This is a genomic window from Micromonospora sp. CMU55-4, from assembly GCF_011602315.1.
Taxonomy (GTDB): Bacteria; Actinomycetota; Actinomycetes; order Mycobacteriales; family Micromonosporaceae; genus Micromonospora; species Micromonospora chalcea.
The window spans coordinates 593,042-607,226 of record NZ_JAAOLH010000002.1 but is presented as its reverse complement, the minus strand read 5'-3'; the positions used below and the strand labels follow the sequence as shown (position 1 = coordinate 607,226).

The window sequence follows — 14,185 nt, the reverse complement described above, 5'->3', positions numbered from 1 at the left end:
TCCGGATCGGGCGCCCCCCCCCGCCCCCCCCGGCCGCGGGGCCGGCGGGGCCGCGGGGGGCCCCCGGGGCCCGCGGGGGGGTGGGGGGGCTCGTGCGGGGGTCGCCCCGGCCCGACCGGCGGGGCCGCCCGCCAGCCGAGCAGCAGCCCTGGCACCGTGCCGAGCACGGCGAGCACGACGGCTGTCCCGGCGTACACCGGTCGGCCGTGCAGCCATCCCACCATCGCCGCCCCGGCCAGCGCCGCGGTGAGGCCCGCGGCGGCCAGCACCTCGGCGACCCACCGGCCGGGCGCCGCCCGCAGATCGCGCGAGACGAGGGTGAGCGCCGCGGCGCCCAGCAACAGCGGCACGACGACCAGCGGAGCCAGTCTGACCAGCGTGGTGTTCTCGCTCGTCCAGACCGCGAACAGCAGCATCGCGATCAGGACCTGGAGCGCGCCCTGGAGGACAGGCAGCGACGAGCCGTGACCGGACGCCCGTCCGGCCCGTGTCCGGGCGACCAGAAGCACCAGCACGACCAACGCCGGCACCAGCAGCAGCGCACGGACCGTGTCGTCGTAACGGTCCCCCGGCGAGATCATGCCCAGCGGCGGCGGCTCCCCTTCCCACCGGCCACCCGGGAAACCGATCCGCTGCCACCTGCCGGCGACGTCACGCAACGCGAAACCGTCCCGGGCGTTCGCCACCAGCACCACGTGTCCGCCACCGGGGACGTCGAGTACGGCGAGGTCCTGACCGGTGATCCGTTTCCCGTCCGGCCCGGCCTCCTCGTAGCGGGCCTTCAACAACTCCCGCTGCTTCTCGGGGATCTCCCAGGACAGTCGCCAGGTCCGTCCGGCGTCGTCGCTCTCCTCCACGCGGATCCGGCCCGACGCCACCCGGTAGCAACGCTGGGGCGTGGCGGCAACGCACACCGGGTGGTCCGGTCCGATCCTGGTCGGCACGCGCTTCCACAGGGCCTCCTGCTCGGCGTCCACCGGGTCGCGCCACGTGACGCCGGCGTCGTCGCTGATCCGCCACCAGGTGGGGATGCCCTCCTCCGCCGACATCGGGCCGGTGGCGGCGCCGGCGGCCAGCCGACCGTCGACCACCTTGGTGGCGACCGCGTCGGGGCGCTCGATCGGGCTCGTGGCCGCCACCGCGACGAGCGCCGCCGGCAGCAGCACGACCAGCCGGACCAGCCGGGCGGCCCGGTGCCCCACCGGGTCCCGCCGTGCCGCCTTCCACGTCCACGCGGCCACCGCGAGCGCCGGCAGGGTGAGCAGGTCGGTCCGGTCGGCCCGGATCAGCGACGGCCCGCTCACCACGCTCCACAGGCCGGAGGCGGCCGTCGCGGCGTACCCACTGCTCTTGACCAGCGCGAAACCGGCACCGACCGAACCCAGCGCGAAACCGGCGACGGCCCGGGGCCGGAGCCCGGGCACGGCCAGCGTCACCAGCACCGCCACCAGCGGCGGCGCGAGCACCAGCCCGGCGACGTCGCTCAGCTTGCCGGTCACCAGGCCCGGAAAGGCCGCCTTGAACACATGGTCGTTGAGCACCAGCACGATCAACGAGAGCACGGTTCCCGGATGACCCAGCCAGGCGAGCGAAATCCGGGCACCGTCGGGTGCTGTCGACTCGGAGGGGCGCATCCGTCCATCGTGGGCGCGGACAGTCGCGCTCCGGCCACGGAACGGTGAGGATGCGGCGTCAGGTGCCGTCGGAGGAGTGACCGGGGAACAGGTGCGCGGTCGGGTCGATGACGACAGCCGCGTTGTTCACAGCCGTGGCCGCCTCGCCGAAGCCGGTGGCGATCAGGCGGACCTTGCCCGGATATTCGGTGATGTCGCCGGCGGCGAACACCCGGGGCAGGTTGGTGGCCATCGCGCTGTCCACCACGATGTGCCGCCGGTCGATGTTCAGCCCCCACTCGGCGAGCGGGCCGAGGTCGGCGGTGAAGCCGAGCGCGGCCACCACCGTGTCGACCGGCAGCGTCTCCGCCTCGCCGCCGCGGACGGTCAGCTCGGCGCCGGTGACCGTCTCCTCGCCGTACAGGCGGCTCACCTCGGCGTTGACGACGATCCGCACCGGCAGCGCGCGGACCCGCTCGATGGTGGCGGCGTGCGCCCGGAAGCGGTCCCGCCGGTGCACGAGCGTCACCGACCGGGCCAGCGGCGCGAGCGTGGCGGCCCAGTCGAACGCCGAGTCGCCGCCACCGACGATGAGCACGTGCCGGTCGGTCAGCTCGGCCGGCTGCGGCACGAAGTAGACGATGCCGCCGCCGGTGAAGCTCTCCGCGACCGGCAACGGCCGGGGCGTGAAGCTGCCGAGCCCGCCGGTGACCAGCACCGCGCCGCAGCTCAGCTGCTCGCCGCCGGCTAGGCCGAGCACCGGCCGGCCGTCGAGGTAGGACAGCTTTTCCGCGCGTACGCCGAGCTGGTAGTCGGGGTGGAAGGGCGCGGCCTGGGCGACCAGGTTCGCGACCAGCTCGCGGCCCTTGATCGCGGGAAAGCCGGCGACGTCGAGGATCAGCTTCTCCGGGTACATGGCGGTGATCTGACCGCCCGGCTCGGGCAGCGCGTCGATCACCGACACGGAGAGTCCGCGGAATCCGGCGTAGTAGGCGGCGAAGAGCCCGGCGGGACCGGCCCCGATCACGGCGACATCGACCTCGCGCATGGCTCACCGTCACTTTCCGCTTCGGGATCAACCCTCGCTGATGCCGAAACGGTAGGCGGGCGGGTGGCCGCGGGCAAGCATGTCCCGGGGTCTGATCAACGTGCCGTCAGGGCAGCGTCATCCTGGGTGAGCCGAGACGGTCCGCGTCGTCGGTGTCCCGGCGGCGGCGGAACAGGATCGCCGCCACGACGCCGCCGAGCAGCCCGAACAGGTGGCCCTGCCAGGAGACGCGCTCGTCGGTGGGGAGGATGCCCAGCAGTTGCCAGCCGTAGAGCAACCCGACGAGCAGGCCGACGGCGAAGTTCCACCAGCTCCGCTCGACGACGCCGCGGGTGAGCAGGATGCCGAGGTAGCCGAAGATCACGCCGCTGGCGCCGACCACCACCGAGTTGGGCGAGCCGGTGAACCAGACGCCCAGGCCACTGACCAGGATGATGACAGCGGTGGACCAGAGGAACCGGCGGGTGCCCGCGGCGAGCACGAACGTGCCCAGCAGGATCAGCGGGATGCTGTTGCTGTAGAGGTGGTTCCAGCCGGCGTGCAGGAACGGCGAGAAGAAGACACCGTCCAGGCCCTGGATCCGCTGCGGGATGATGCCGGCGGTGTAGTCGAGGCCGAGTCGCAGGCCGACGTCGAGCGCCTCGATGAGGAACAGCACCGGCACGACCGCGCACATGGCGACGAAGGCCCGGCCGAGCGCCGCGTAGAACGCATCGGTGCCGAACCGGTGAGGGTCGCCGCCGCGTGGGCTGTCAGGCCAGGTCACCTACCAAGAGCTATCAGTAAAAGTGGCGGGCCGCCAGTCGGGGCCGGGTACGACGACGGCGGGACACCCGGTTCCGCCCGGGTGTCCCGCCGTCGTCACGACGTCAGTACCAGCCTGAACTCTGCGACTTCTGCCAGGCGCCGCACGGGGTGTCGTACCGGCCCTTGATGTAGCCGAGACCCCACGTGATCTGGGTCGCCGGGTTCGTCTTCCAGTCGTCCGCGACCGAGGCCATCTTGCTGCCCGGCACGGCCTGCGGGATGCCGTAGGCCCCGGAGGAGCTGTTGGACGCCTTCGGGTTCCAGCCGCTCTCCTTGGTCCAGAGCTTGTCCAGACACGGGAACTGGTCGATGCCGAAGCCCTTGTCGAGCATGACGGCGCAACCGATCTTCCGGTTGCCGCTGTACTCCGCGCACGAGGACGGGATCGGGCCGTCGTACGGCTTGATCTTCGTCTCGCTCTCCGCCGCCTCCCGTTCCTTCTTGCGGGTGGCGGCGGCCGCCTCGGCCTTCTTGGCCCGCTCGGCGGCCTCCTTCGCCGCCGCGGCGGCACGCAGCTTCGCCTGGTACTCGGCGGCACGCTGCCGGGACGAGTCCACGCGGTGGTCGGACAGCCGTTCGCGCTGGTACGCGTACTCCGCCTGGTCGACCTCCAGGCCGACCTGCGCGGTCAGGCCCTGCTGCTGGGTCTGGCGATCCTCGCCCAGATAGAAGCCGCCGGCCACGCCCACGGAGAGCAGTGCCACAGCGGCGGTGCGGGCGCCGAACCGGCTCCACAGCCGACTCACGAAGTTTCCCTTCGTCGGGGGCAGGGACGCGGCACGCGTGGCCTACCGGGCCGCGCCGAGGTGCCGCGAGCGCTCCGGTACCGGTGTGACTGCGGGGCGTACATGGCTCCCGAGTGGTCGGTGACGCTCGATGGACACCATTGCGCACAGTGAGGCCGGTGGGAAATGGCCGGGCCGAAAAGTGACCTGCGTCACCCTGAAAATCAGGATAAAGTGGGGCAAAAGCGGCGGTCAGCCGGGGATGTCCTCCAGTAGATCGGTGACCATAGCGGCGATCGGAGAACGCTCCGATCGGCTGAGCGTGACGTGCGCGAAGAGGGGATGCCCCTTCAGCGCCTCGATCACCGCCGTCACCCCGTCGTGCCGGCCGACCCGCAGATTGTCCCGCTGCGCCACGTCGTGGGTGAGCACCACCCGCGACCCCTGACCGATCCGGGACAGCACGGTGAGCAGGACGCCCCGCTCCAGCGACTGCGCCTCGTCGACGATGACGAACGCGTCGTGCAGGCTCCGGCCGCGGATGTGGGTCAGCGGCAGCACCTCCAGCAGCCCGCGCGAGGTGACCTCCTCCAGCACGTTCTCGTGCACCACCGAGCCGAGCGTGTCGAAGACGGCCTGCGCCCACGGCGACATCTTCTCCGACTCCGACCCGGGCAGGTAGCCGAGTTCCTGGCCGCCGACCGCGTACAGCGGACGGAACACGATCACCTTCTTGTGCCGGCGCCGCTCCATCACCGCCTCCAGGCCGGCGCAGAGCGCCAGCGCGGACTTGCCGGTGCCGGCCCGGCCACCGAGCGAGACGATGCCGATCGACTCGTCCAGCAGCAGGTCGAGCGCGACCCGCTGCTCCGCCGAGCGGCCGTGCACGCCGAACGCCTCCCGGTCGCCCCGGACCAGCCGGACCGTCTTGTCCGGCAGCACCCGGCCCAGCGCCGAGCCGCGCCCCGAGTGCAGCACCAGACCGGTGTGGCAGGGCAGGCCCGCCGCGGCGTCGACGTCGAGCGTCTCGCCCGCGTACAGCCGGCCGATCTCCTCCTCGGACAGGTCCAGGTCGGCCATGCCGGTCCAGGTCGGATCGCTGGCCTGGCCGTGGCGGTACTCGTCGGCGCGCAGGCCGACCGAGGCCGCCTTCACCCGCAGCGGCATGTCCTTGCTGACGAGCGTGACCTCACGCCCCTCGGCGGCCAGGTTCAGCGCCACGGACAGGATGCGCGCGTCGTTCGACTCGTTGCGGAAGCCGGGCGGCAGCACCCCGTCGTCGGTGTGGTTCAGCTCCACCCGCAGCGTGCCGCCCTGCTCGTTGGCGGGCACCGGCCGGTCCAGCCGGCCGTGCCGTACCCGCAGCTCGTCGAGCATGCGCAGCGACTGACGGGCGAACCAGCCCAGCTCGGGGTGGTGCCGCTTGCCCTCCAGTTCGGAGATGACCACCAGCGGCAGCACCACCTCGTGCTCGGCGAAGCGGTGGAACGCCGCCGGGTCGGAGAGGAGGACCGAGGTGTCCAGGACGAAGGCCGGGCCGGCTGGTCGGGGCTCCTCGGCCTCGACAGCGGCGCTGCGGCGGCTGCGGGTGGTCCGGCGGGTCTGGGCGGTCGAGGCCGGGGTCTGCTGCTCGGCTCCGGCGGGGGTACGGCGAGTGGTCACAGGCCTGCTCCGCGGATGGGCACCCGGCCACCCGAGTTCCGCCTCTTCCGGTGCCCGGAGGACACGGGGTCGGATGCGGGCCCCGTGTGCGAGGACGCAGGTCCGGGCTGTCCGGCTGGCCCGGGAAAACCCCGCGCCATGCCTAGACGCTAATCGCCGCGGGGCCGCGGGGCTAGAGGTGCGCGTGGATCATCGCGTGCCAGTCGCCGGACGTACACCTGTTCGGGTGACGGGCGGACCGGAACCGGCCGGGATGCATGCCCCCTGCGCGCATCCCGGCCGGTCGCCCACGGGCGGCACCGCGTCGCGGTGCGGGCCTCAGCCCGGCCGCCGCGCCAGCGTGCCGGCCCTCGGCCCGGCGCCGGCCGCGCCGAACGACGATCCGGTGTACGTGGTGCCCGCCCGCCCCACCGCGCCGAGCTGGGCGGTGGCGGTGACCCGGACGGCCGGGGCGGAGCCGGACCGCACGGCGACAGCGGCCGGTACGGCGGTGCCGGCGAACGGCACGGCCGAGCGCCCGGCCGACGTCACCACTGTCGCGCCGGGGGCGGACAGCGCCGAGGCGATCGCGGCCTGGGCATCTCGACGGCGACGGTTCCAGGCGCCCCGGTCACCGTCGAAGTAGCCCTGCCGGTAGCCGAACCGGTAGCCGATGCGGTAGCTCAGCTGCCCGTGCAGGCGACCGGCCGCGTAGCAGGTGGAGCCGAGCACCAGGACGAGCACCACGGCGAGAAAAGGGGTCATCGCTCGTCCGTCCCGGGGAGTGGGTCGACCACCAGCAGGCGTTCCAGGTCGTCGGTGCTGACCTCCTCGACCAGCTCGACGCTGATCCGGCAGCCGTCGAGGATCACCTCGGCCACCGACGCCCGGCGGATCTCGCCGCCGGAGTCGTAGACCCGCACGCTCAGCTCGGGGCAGCCGAGGTGGGTACGCCAGGCGTCCCACTCCCCCCGGTCGCCGACGCTGAGTGAGAGGTACCGGCACCCGCGGGCGAGATAGAGACGCCAGGGGGCGCTCAGCCCTGCGGACACGCCGTCCGCGATCAGCCCGAAGGCCTGGGCACGGGTCGCGAGCTCGGTCACGAGACCCCCTCGGCACCCGCGGAGTGACGCATGTGAGCACTCGTCGTCTCAAGCACGTGACACACCGTAAGTTGTCTCATGAGCGTGACAGTATCAGCTTTTCAGACCTTTGCCGCCGTACTCGTGTCCATCTATTCTGCCCAGGTGACACCCCTCAGGAGCAGCACTGGATCGTTTACCGGAAAACCGCGATCACCGTCACGTCAGCGTGACAGCAGCGTGCCGAGACCGCCCGACGGGACCGACTGGCCGTACCGTCACGGGGTGACCGAGACGGCCAACGCGCGGAAGATCGCCTTCGCCACCTTCGTCCGACGTGCGCTCGACGACGCGCGAGCGCTGCGGGCCTGGAGCGGCACCGAGGTCTCCCGGCGCACAGGCGTCTCCCGCCAGACCATCAACCGCTGGGTCCGCGGCGACTGGGCCAGCGACCCGGAGGCCGAGCGGGTGGTCGCCTTCTGCGAGGGCCTCGGGCTCGATCCGGCCGCCGCCTTCACCGCGCTCGGCTGGGACCGCGCCGCCGGCCCACGGGCCACGCCCACCCCACCTCCGATGGACCCGGACGTGGAGGCGCTGCTGCGCCGACTGGTCGACCCGACCGTGTCGGACGCGGAGAAGTTCCACATTCGAGAAACCATTCGTTACCTCGCATATCGCCCGACACTGCCGGGCGGTGTCCGAAATAGGGGGAAACAGGCCGGGTAGTTCCTCAGATGGCGAAAGAACGGAAGGTCAGACCCGATCGTTTCGCCTCGGGGACGGATCGGACCCGCTAGCGTCCACGTTTGTACTGCTAGGGGCTCGTCATCGGCGGGGGGACGGGACACAGCCGAACCCAGCCCTGCGGGACAGAAGGAGGGGTCTGTCCATGACCCTGAAATGGTTGGCAGTCGTGGTCGCGGTGGTGTCGCTGACATCGTGCGTGACCGGCAACGTGGTGGTCGGCGTACTGGACGGCGGGCAGCTTCCCCTGGTCGTCAACCTCTTCGCGCTCACCACGGCCGGCACCGCGGTGATCCTCGCCGTCGTCGCCGAGCTGCACGATCGTCTCAACGACCGGGTCAGCGCGCTCACCGAGTTCCTGGTGGCGCGGCTGAACGAGATCGAGGCGCACACCGGCGACCGCAACACCGGCTTCGTGGAGGGCTACCTGCTCAGCCACGGGCAGGAGGCGGCAGTGGTGCCGTTCGGGCGCCGGGGACGGGGAGCCGCCGAACGCTGATCCCCACGACGTTCCCACGTCACATCTCGGCCACGAATACGCCGCCCGGCGCGGGGTACGCTGACGCGCGTGCCGCCGTTGAATCTGGGCAACCAGCAGCCGAAGACCCCGTTGAACGCGGAGCACGCCTGGCGTGCGACCGCCGATCGCGCACGGGACGTCGTTCTCTTCTTCGACTTCGACGGCACGTTGGCGCCGGTCGACGACGACCCCACGGCCGTCCGGCCCGCGCCCAACGTGCTCACCGCGCTGGAGGCGCTCGCCCCGCACGTGCGGCGGATCGCCATCGTCTCCGCCCGGCCGGTGGACTTCCTCCGCGACCACCTCGGCGGCCTCGCCGGAATCGACCTGTACGGGCTGTACGGCCTGGAGCACAGCCACTCCGGCGGTGAGACGGTCACCGAGCCGGCCGCTCTGCCGTGGGTGCCCACCATGTCCGAGCTGGCCGAGCAGGCCCGCGCCGAGCTGCCGCCGGGCGCGCTGGTCGAGTACAAGCGGCTCTCCGTCGCGCTGCACTGGCGTACCGCCCCGCAGCTCGGTGAGCTGGTGCAGGAGTGGGGCCGGGCCCAGGCCGAGCGGCTTGGCCTGCGCGCCCAGCCGGGCCGGATGGTGCTGGAACTCAAGCCCCCCGTCGACCGGGACAAGGGCATGGTGATCGGCGAGACGGTCCGGGACGCCGGCGGCGCCTGGTACTTCGGTGACGACGTCTCCGACATCAAGGCGTTCGCCGCGCTGCGCGCCCGCGCCGCCGCCGACCCCGGCTTCCTCGGGGTCTGCGTCGCCGTGGCCAACCCGGAGACCGGGCACGAGGTGGCCGACGCCGCCGACCTGACCCTGGACTCCCCCGCCGCCCTGGCCGAGTTCCTCACCGACGCCCTGCGCCACCTGACCTGACCCCGCTCTTCCGCGTCGATCTTGCACTTGCCGCCCCGACAAACGGGGACGAAAGCCGCGCACGCGGGGCCGGAAGTGCAAGATCGACGGGGAGGCGGGGGGTCAGGTGCCGAATCGGCGCTGGCGGGTAGCGTAGGAGCGCAGGGCACGCAGGAAGTCGACCTTGCGGAAGTCGGGCCAGTTCAGCTCGCAGAAGTAGAACTCCGAGTGCGCGCTCTGCCAGAGCATGAAACCGGAGAGTCGCTGCTCGCCACTGGTCCGGATGATCAGATCCGGGTCCGGCAGCCCCTTGGTGTAGAGGTGCTCGGAGATGTGGTCGACGTCGAGCGAGGTGGCCAGCTCCTCGAGCGTGCCGCCGTTCGCGGCGTGCTCCGCCAGCAGCGAGCGGACCGCGTCGGCGATCTCGCGCCGCCCGCCGTACCCGACCGCGATGTTGACCTGAGCCCCGCCGTCGCGGTCCCGGGTGCGTTCCTCGGCGGCCTTGAGCGCGGCGGCGTGCTGCGCCGGCAACACGTCGAGCGCGCCGACCATCCGCAGCCGCCAGGGGTTGCCCTCCTCGGCCAGCTCCGTGGTGAGGTCCTCGATGATCTGGAGCAGTGGGTCCAGCTCGGCGGCCGGGCGGGAGAGGTTGTCGGTGGAGAGCAGCCACAGCGTGACGTGCCCGACACCGGCCGCGTCGCACCAGCGGAGCAGCTCCTTGATCCGCTCGGCGCCCATCCGGTGGCCGTCGTTCGGGTCGACGAAGCCCATCTCCCGGGCCCATCTGCGGTTGCCGTCGCACATCACGCCGACATGCGCGGGTACAGGCTTGCCCGCGAGCTTCGCCGTCAGCCGGCGCTCGTACACGGAGTAGAGGAGTTTCCGCAGAGTCATCACCTTGCAGGGTAGCGACCCGTGAGAAAGATCAGTGTCTCGGTGGCGTATCAGCCGACGGCGAGCCGGTCCGGCGCGGTCGCGGCACGTCAGCGGCGATTGCCGCGAGCGTGCGGGCGTCCAGCCGCCCGTCGCCGAGCCCCAGCTCCACCACGGTGCGGTAGACCCGCTCGTCGCGCCCGGCCGCGCCGACCACCGCGTCGACCACCCAGCGCCGACGCGCCAGCCAGGCCGCCGCCGAGCTGTGCCGCAGGTGGGTGCCGAGCCGGGCGCGCAGCGCGGCGGCGTACCCCCGGGCGGCCTCGGCCGGACTGCCGGCCGCCGCCGCGCCGGCCAGCGCCCCCGAGCGCAGCGCGTAGAAGATGCCCTCGCCGGTGAACGGGTTGATCAGCGACAGCGCGTCCCCGGCCAGCACCACCCGGCCCCGCCCGGGCGCCGGCCGGTGGGTGGACAGCGGCAGGTGGTGCGCGCGCAGGCCGGTCACCGTGGCCGGGTCGACTCCGGGCAGCAGCGCGGCCATCCGGTCCAGCAGGTGCGCGCGGCTGAGCGGCTCGCCGCGCAGCACCTCCCCGTACCCGACGTTCGCGCGACCGTCACCGATCGGAAAGACCCAGGCGTACGCGGGCCAGCGCGCCGCCGAGGTGACGATGAGCTGTTCGGGCGGCCCGGGCGGGGCCGGCGCGTAGCCCCGGATGGCGAGCGCCAGGTGCCGGTCCGGGTTGACCGGGTGCCCGAGCGCGCGCCGGACCACCGAACCGGCGCCGTCCGCGCCCACCAGCGCCCGCGCCGACAGCTCACCGTCGAGCACCACCCGGTCGGGAGCGATCTCCACCCGGCGTACGGTGTGCCGCCGCAACTCCGCGCCGGCCGCCACCGCCGCCGCCACCAGGCGTGCGTCGAACACCTGGCGGGGCACCGTGTACGCGGGTCTGGGCAGCGTCCGGGCGACGGTGCCGCCACCGGGTGCTACCAGGCGCAGCGCGGGCAGGGGCGGGTAGCCGTCGACGGCCCCGGTCACGCCCAGCTCGTCGAGGACGTCCAGCGCGTGCGCGGCGATGCCGTCCCCGCACGCCTTGTCGCGGGGGAAGTCGGACCGGTCCAGCAGCAGCACCCGCGCCGCCCCGGCCCGTCGTGCGCCGAGCGCGGCGGCCGCTCCCGCCGGCCCCGCCCCCACCACCACGACGTCCCACACCACCTCATCCTCCCCCGCCGGCCCCCACCCCGGGCATCAACGGGACCGGGTGGCCCGGTACAGCGACCAGACGCAGAGGGCTGCCGCCGTGACCAGCGGGGCGCCGTCGCGGATCAGGCCGTCGGCGCCGAGCAGCCACCAGCACAGGGGCAGGTCGATCGCGAGGACGCCGAGGGTGACGGCCACCAGGCCCTTCCGCGCCCACGCCTTGTCGCGCAGCAGGAACGCGGTGCAGAACAGGACGGCGTAGCTGACCGCGATGCCGGCGCCGAACCAGAAGATCAATGCCGGTACGGCGGCCAGCCGCCCGTCCAGCACGGCGCCGGTCGCCACCAGCGCCGGCACCAGCATCAGCGGGCTGTAGGTGAACGCCGCGACCCGGGCGGTGAGCAGCCAGCCGTTCGCCTGCGGACGCTTCGGCGTCATCTCCCGCCAGGCGATCGTCCCGCCCTCGACGACCAGGCCCTTGCGGTGCCGGACCAGGTACGCGCGGATCGCCTCGGAACGGTAGAGCAGCACCACCACGGCGACGCAGAGCGCGGTGAGCACGGCGAACCCGATCAGGCCGGGCAGCGCGGGCACCCCCTGCCGGGGCACGATCAGCCGCCCGACCGCGAAGATCGTGGTCACCGCCAGGATCAGCCCGAACGGCCGGGCGCCCACCCGGCCCTTGTTCACCTGCCCGATCAGCAGCAGGAAGCCGAGCGATCGGAGCATCGCCCAGCCGGTGCGTACGGCCAGACCGAACTCCTGCTCCGGGGCGTACCAGTAGTTGAGCAACTCGACCACGACGGTGGCCGCCGCGGTCACGGCGAGCAGCGTGGTCAGCGCCCGGACGGCGGACGGCCGCCGGACCTCGACAGGTTCAGCGGCCGTCCTCATGGCATCCGATGTTGCCCGGCGCGGGCAACAGGCACACCTGTTACTTCTGCGGCTCCGCGTCGAGGCGGGCGCGCAGCGCGTCCAGCTCGGCCCAGAGCACGCCGGGGAGCTTGTCCCCGAACTTCTCGAACCACTCGGTGACCAGCGGCAGCTCGTTGCGCCACTCGTCCGCGTCGACCTTCAGCGCGATCCGGACGTCCTCCGGGGTCATGTCCAGACCCTCGACGTCGAGCGCGTCCTGCGCCGGGACCATGCCGATCGGCGTCTCCACCGCCTCGGCCCGGCCCTCCAACCGCTCGATGACCCACTTGAGCACGCGGGAGTTCTCGCCGAAGCCCGGCCAGAGGAAGTTGCCCTCGGCGTCCTTGCGGAACCAGTTGACGTAGTAGATCTTGGGCAGCTTGGCCTCGTCGCCGTCCGCGCCCTTGCCCATCTCGATCCAGTGCCGGAAGTAGTCGCCGGCGTTGTAACCGATGAACGGCAGCATGGCCATCGGGTCACGACGCACCACGCCGACCGCGCCGGAGGCGGCGGCGGTGGTCTCCGAGGAGAGCGTGGCGCCCATGTAGACGCCGTGCACCCAGTCGCGGGCCTCGGTGACCAGCGGGATGGTGTCCCGCCGACGGCCGCCGAACAGGATCGCGTCGATCGGCACGCCGTTCGGGTCGTAGTAGTCGTCGGCCAGGATCGGGCACTGGGTGATCGGGGTGCAGAAGCGGCTGTTCGCGTGCGAGGAGAGGTTCTCGCTCTCCGGCGTCCAGTCGTTGCCCTTCCAGTCGATCAGGTGCGCCGGCGGCTCACCCATGCCCTCCCACCAGATGTCGCCGTCGTCGGTCAGCGCCACGTTGGTGAAGATGGAGTTGCCGCGGTCCAGCGTCCGCATGGCGTTGGCGTTGGTCTTCCAGTCGGTGCCGGGGGCGACACCGAACAGGCCGTACTCCGGGTTGATCGCGTAGAGGCGGCCGTCCTGGCCGAACCGCATCCAGGCGATGTCGTCGCCGATGGTCTCGACCTTCCAGCCCGGGATGGTCGGCTCCAGCATGGCGAGGTTGGTCTTGCCACAGGCGGACGGGAAGGCGCCGGCGATGTGGTAGACCTTGCCCTCCGGCGAGGTGATCTTGAGGATCAGCATGTGCTCGGCCAGCCAGCCCTCGTCGCGCCCCATCACGCTGGCGATACGCAGCGAGTAGCACTTCTTGCCCAGCAGCGAGTTGCCGCCGTAGCCGGAGCCGAAGGACCAGATCTCCCGGGTCTCCGGGAAGTGCGAGATGTACTTCGTCTCGTTGCACGGCCAGGCCACGTCCTGCTGACCCGGGGCCAGCGGCGCGCCGATCGAGTGCAGCGCGTGCACGAAGTCGGCGTCGTCGCCCATCGCCTCCAGGATCGCCGACCCCATCCGGGTCATGATCCGCATGGAGGCGACCACGTACGGGCTGTCGGTGATCTCCACGCCGAACATGGGGTTCTCGGCCTCGATCGGACCCATGCAGAACGGGATGACGTACATGGTGCGCCCGCGCATGCTGCCGCGGTACAGCTCCGTCATCGTCCGCTTCATCTCGGCCGGCGCCATCCAGTTGTTGGTGGGGCCGGCGTCCGCCTCGTCGACGGAGCAGATGAAGGTGCGCTCCTCCACCCGGGCGACGTCCGTGGGGTCGGTACGCGCGTAGAACGAGTTGGGCTTCTTCTCGGGATTCAGCCGGATGAGGGTGCCGTTTGAGACGAGCTCGTCGGTGAGGCGGCGCCACTCCTCATCAGACCCGTCCACCCAGACCACGCGGTCGGGGGTGGTCAGTTCCGCGACCTCACGTACCCAGGCCAGCAGCTTGGGGTGGGACGTCGGGGCCTGATCGATACCCCGAACAGCAGCCGGAGCAACCATGTCACTTCTCCTTGTGGTCGACGCTGACCGATCTATGGGGTGCACGAGTTCTGGCGGGCAAGTACGCCGCCTCGTGGAAACCTGGGATTGGGCTCAGCGTAAACCGGACTGCCTCGCCAGTCAGTGGGACTGGTTGTGAAGAACTGCACAAGGTACGGCCACGCTGCGGCTTCACGATCTGATACCCGCTTTCGCGCGCAGTTTCACGCAAATCCTGCGGTGAACCTTCGACGGCCCGCTCCGTCCCCGGAGTGACCGCGACGCCTGATCGCGGGGAAGCGTACGAACATGTCGTGAAAGACG

The 14,185-nt window shown here is 71.9% G+C and carries 14 protein-coding genes; 3 read left to right on the top strand and 11 right to left on the bottom strand.

What is annotated here, in order from left to right:
- The 7 genes from HA073_RS06155 to HA073_RS06125 form a co-directional block, all read right to left on the bottom strand.
- The coding region (locus HA073_RS06155) for a hypothetical protein (RefSeq protein WP_166455855.1) at positions 1-1,634 on the bottom strand (1,634 nt) is incomplete at its 3' end.
- A 58-nt stretch (positions 1,635-1,692) separates the two neighbouring features.
- Positions 1,693-2,661: an NAD(P)/FAD-dependent oxidoreductase gene (locus HA073_RS06150; protein ID WP_043326622.1), complete on the bottom strand. Its 969-nt coding sequence runs from the start codon at positions 2,659-2,661 to the stop codon at positions 1,693-1,695.
- A 106-nt stretch (positions 2,662-2,767) separates the two neighbouring features.
- Positions 2,768-3,427, bottom strand: coding sequence for a rhomboid family intramembrane serine protease (locus HA073_RS06145; protein WP_030501272.1), 660 nt, complete (start codon positions 3,425-3,427; stop codon positions 2,768-2,770).
- Between the two features lie 103 nt (positions 3,428-3,530).
- Positions 3,531-4,214: a transglycosylase SLT domain-containing protein gene (locus HA073_RS06140; protein WP_043326625.1), complete on the bottom strand. Its 684-nt coding sequence runs from the start codon at positions 4,212-4,214 to the stop codon at positions 3,531-3,533.
- Between the two features lie 231 nt (positions 4,215-4,445).
- Positions 4,446-5,855 carry a PhoH family protein gene (locus HA073_RS06135; protein WP_043326627.1) on the bottom strand — a complete coding sequence of 470 codons (1,410 nt, stop codon included), beginning with the start codon at positions 5,853-5,855 and terminating at the stop codon, positions 4,446-4,448.
- Between the two features lie 318 nt (positions 5,856-6,173).
- Positions 6,174-6,599, bottom strand: a complete 426-nt coding sequence (locus HA073_RS06130) for a hypothetical protein (protein ID WP_064447659.1) — start codon at positions 6,597-6,599, stop codon at positions 6,174-6,176.
- A complete protein-coding gene (locus HA073_RS06125; RefSeq protein WP_064447658.1) occupies positions 6,596-6,937 on the bottom strand; it encodes a hypothetical protein in 342 nt (113 codons plus the stop codon). The genes HA073_RS06130 and HA073_RS06125 overlap by 4 nt, the downstream gene beginning before the upstream one ends.
- Positions 6,938-7,201: 264 nt before the next feature.
- Between HA073_RS06125 and HA073_RS06120 the strand changes: the two genes are divergently transcribed.
- The 3 genes from HA073_RS06120 to otsB all read left to right on the top strand — a co-directional run bounded on the left by HA073_RS06120 (position 7,202) and on the right by otsB (position 9,053).
- Positions 7,202-7,642 carry a helix-turn-helix transcriptional regulator gene (locus HA073_RS06120; RefSeq protein WP_030501268.1) on the top strand — a complete coding sequence of 147 codons (441 nt, stop codon included), beginning with the start codon at positions 7,202-7,204 and terminating at the stop codon, positions 7,640-7,642.
- Between the two features lie 163 nt (positions 7,643-7,805).
- A complete protein-coding gene (locus HA073_RS06115; RefSeq protein WP_013284062.1) occupies positions 7,806-8,159 on the top strand; it encodes a hypothetical protein in 354 nt (117 codons plus the stop codon).
- A gap of 69 nt (positions 8,160-8,228) precedes the next feature.
- The gene (gene otsB / locus HA073_RS06110) at positions 8,229-9,053 is read left to right on the top strand and encodes a trehalose-phosphatase (protein WP_043326635.1); all 825 of its coding nucleotides are present in this window, start codon (positions 8,229-8,231) and stop codon (positions 9,051-9,053) included.
- Between the two features lie 102 nt (positions 9,054-9,155).
- Here the strand turns inward: otsB and HA073_RS06105 are convergent, their stop codons facing one another.
- The 4 genes from HA073_RS06105 to HA073_RS06090 are packed head-to-tail and all read right to left on the bottom strand — an operon-like array spanning position 9,156 to position 13,882.
- Positions 9,156-9,926: an isoprenyl transferase gene (locus HA073_RS06105; protein WP_043326637.1), complete on the bottom strand. Its 771-nt coding sequence runs from the start codon at positions 9,924-9,926 to the stop codon at positions 9,156-9,158.
- Between the two features lie 31 nt (positions 9,927-9,957).
- Positions 9,958-11,121 (bottom strand): geranylgeranyl reductase family protein, encoded by a 1,164-nt coding sequence (locus HA073_RS06100; RefSeq protein WP_281605149.1) that lies wholly within the window; start codon positions 11,119-11,121, stop codon positions 9,958-9,960.
- A gap of 33 nt (positions 11,122-11,154) precedes the next feature.
- Positions 11,155-12,000, bottom strand: a complete 846-nt coding sequence (locus tag HA073_RS06095; protein WP_166455853.1) for a hypothetical protein — start codon at positions 11,998-12,000, stop codon at positions 11,155-11,157.
- A 40-nt stretch (positions 12,001-12,040) separates the two neighbouring features.
- Positions 12,041-13,882: a phosphoenolpyruvate carboxykinase (GTP) gene (locus HA073_RS06090; protein ID WP_113972039.1), complete on the bottom strand. Its 1,842-nt coding sequence runs from the start codon at positions 13,880-13,882 to the stop codon at positions 12,041-12,043.
- Between the last annotated feature and the right edge of the window lie 303 nt (positions 13,883-14,185).

Excerpts from the sequence above, each read along its gene's own strand:
- HA073_RS06095 (WP_166455853.1), bottom strand. The coding sequence starts at position 12,000 with ATGAGGACGGCCGCTGAACCTGTCGAGGTCCGGCGGCCGTCCGCCGTC.
- HA073_RS06150 (WP_043326622.1), bottom strand. The coding sequence starts at position 2,661 with ATGCGCGAGGTCGATGTCGCCGTGATCGGGGCCGGTCCCGCCGGGCTC.
- HA073_RS06115 (WP_013284062.1), top strand. The coding sequence starts at position 7,806 with ATGACCCTGAAATGGTTGGCAGTCGTGGTCGCGGTGGTGTCGCTGACA.
- HA073_RS06130 (WP_064447659.1), bottom strand. The coding sequence starts at position 6,599 with ATGACCCCTTTTCTCGCCGTGGTGCTCGTCCTGGTGCTCGGCTCCACC.
- HA073_RS06090 (WP_113972039.1), bottom strand. The coding sequence starts at position 13,882 with ATGGTTGCTCCGGCTGCTGTTCGGGGTATCGATCAGGCCCCGACGTCC.
- HA073_RS06105 (WP_043326637.1), bottom strand. The coding sequence starts at position 9,926 with ATGACTCTGCGGAAACTCCTCTACTCCGTGTACGAGCGCCGGCTGACG.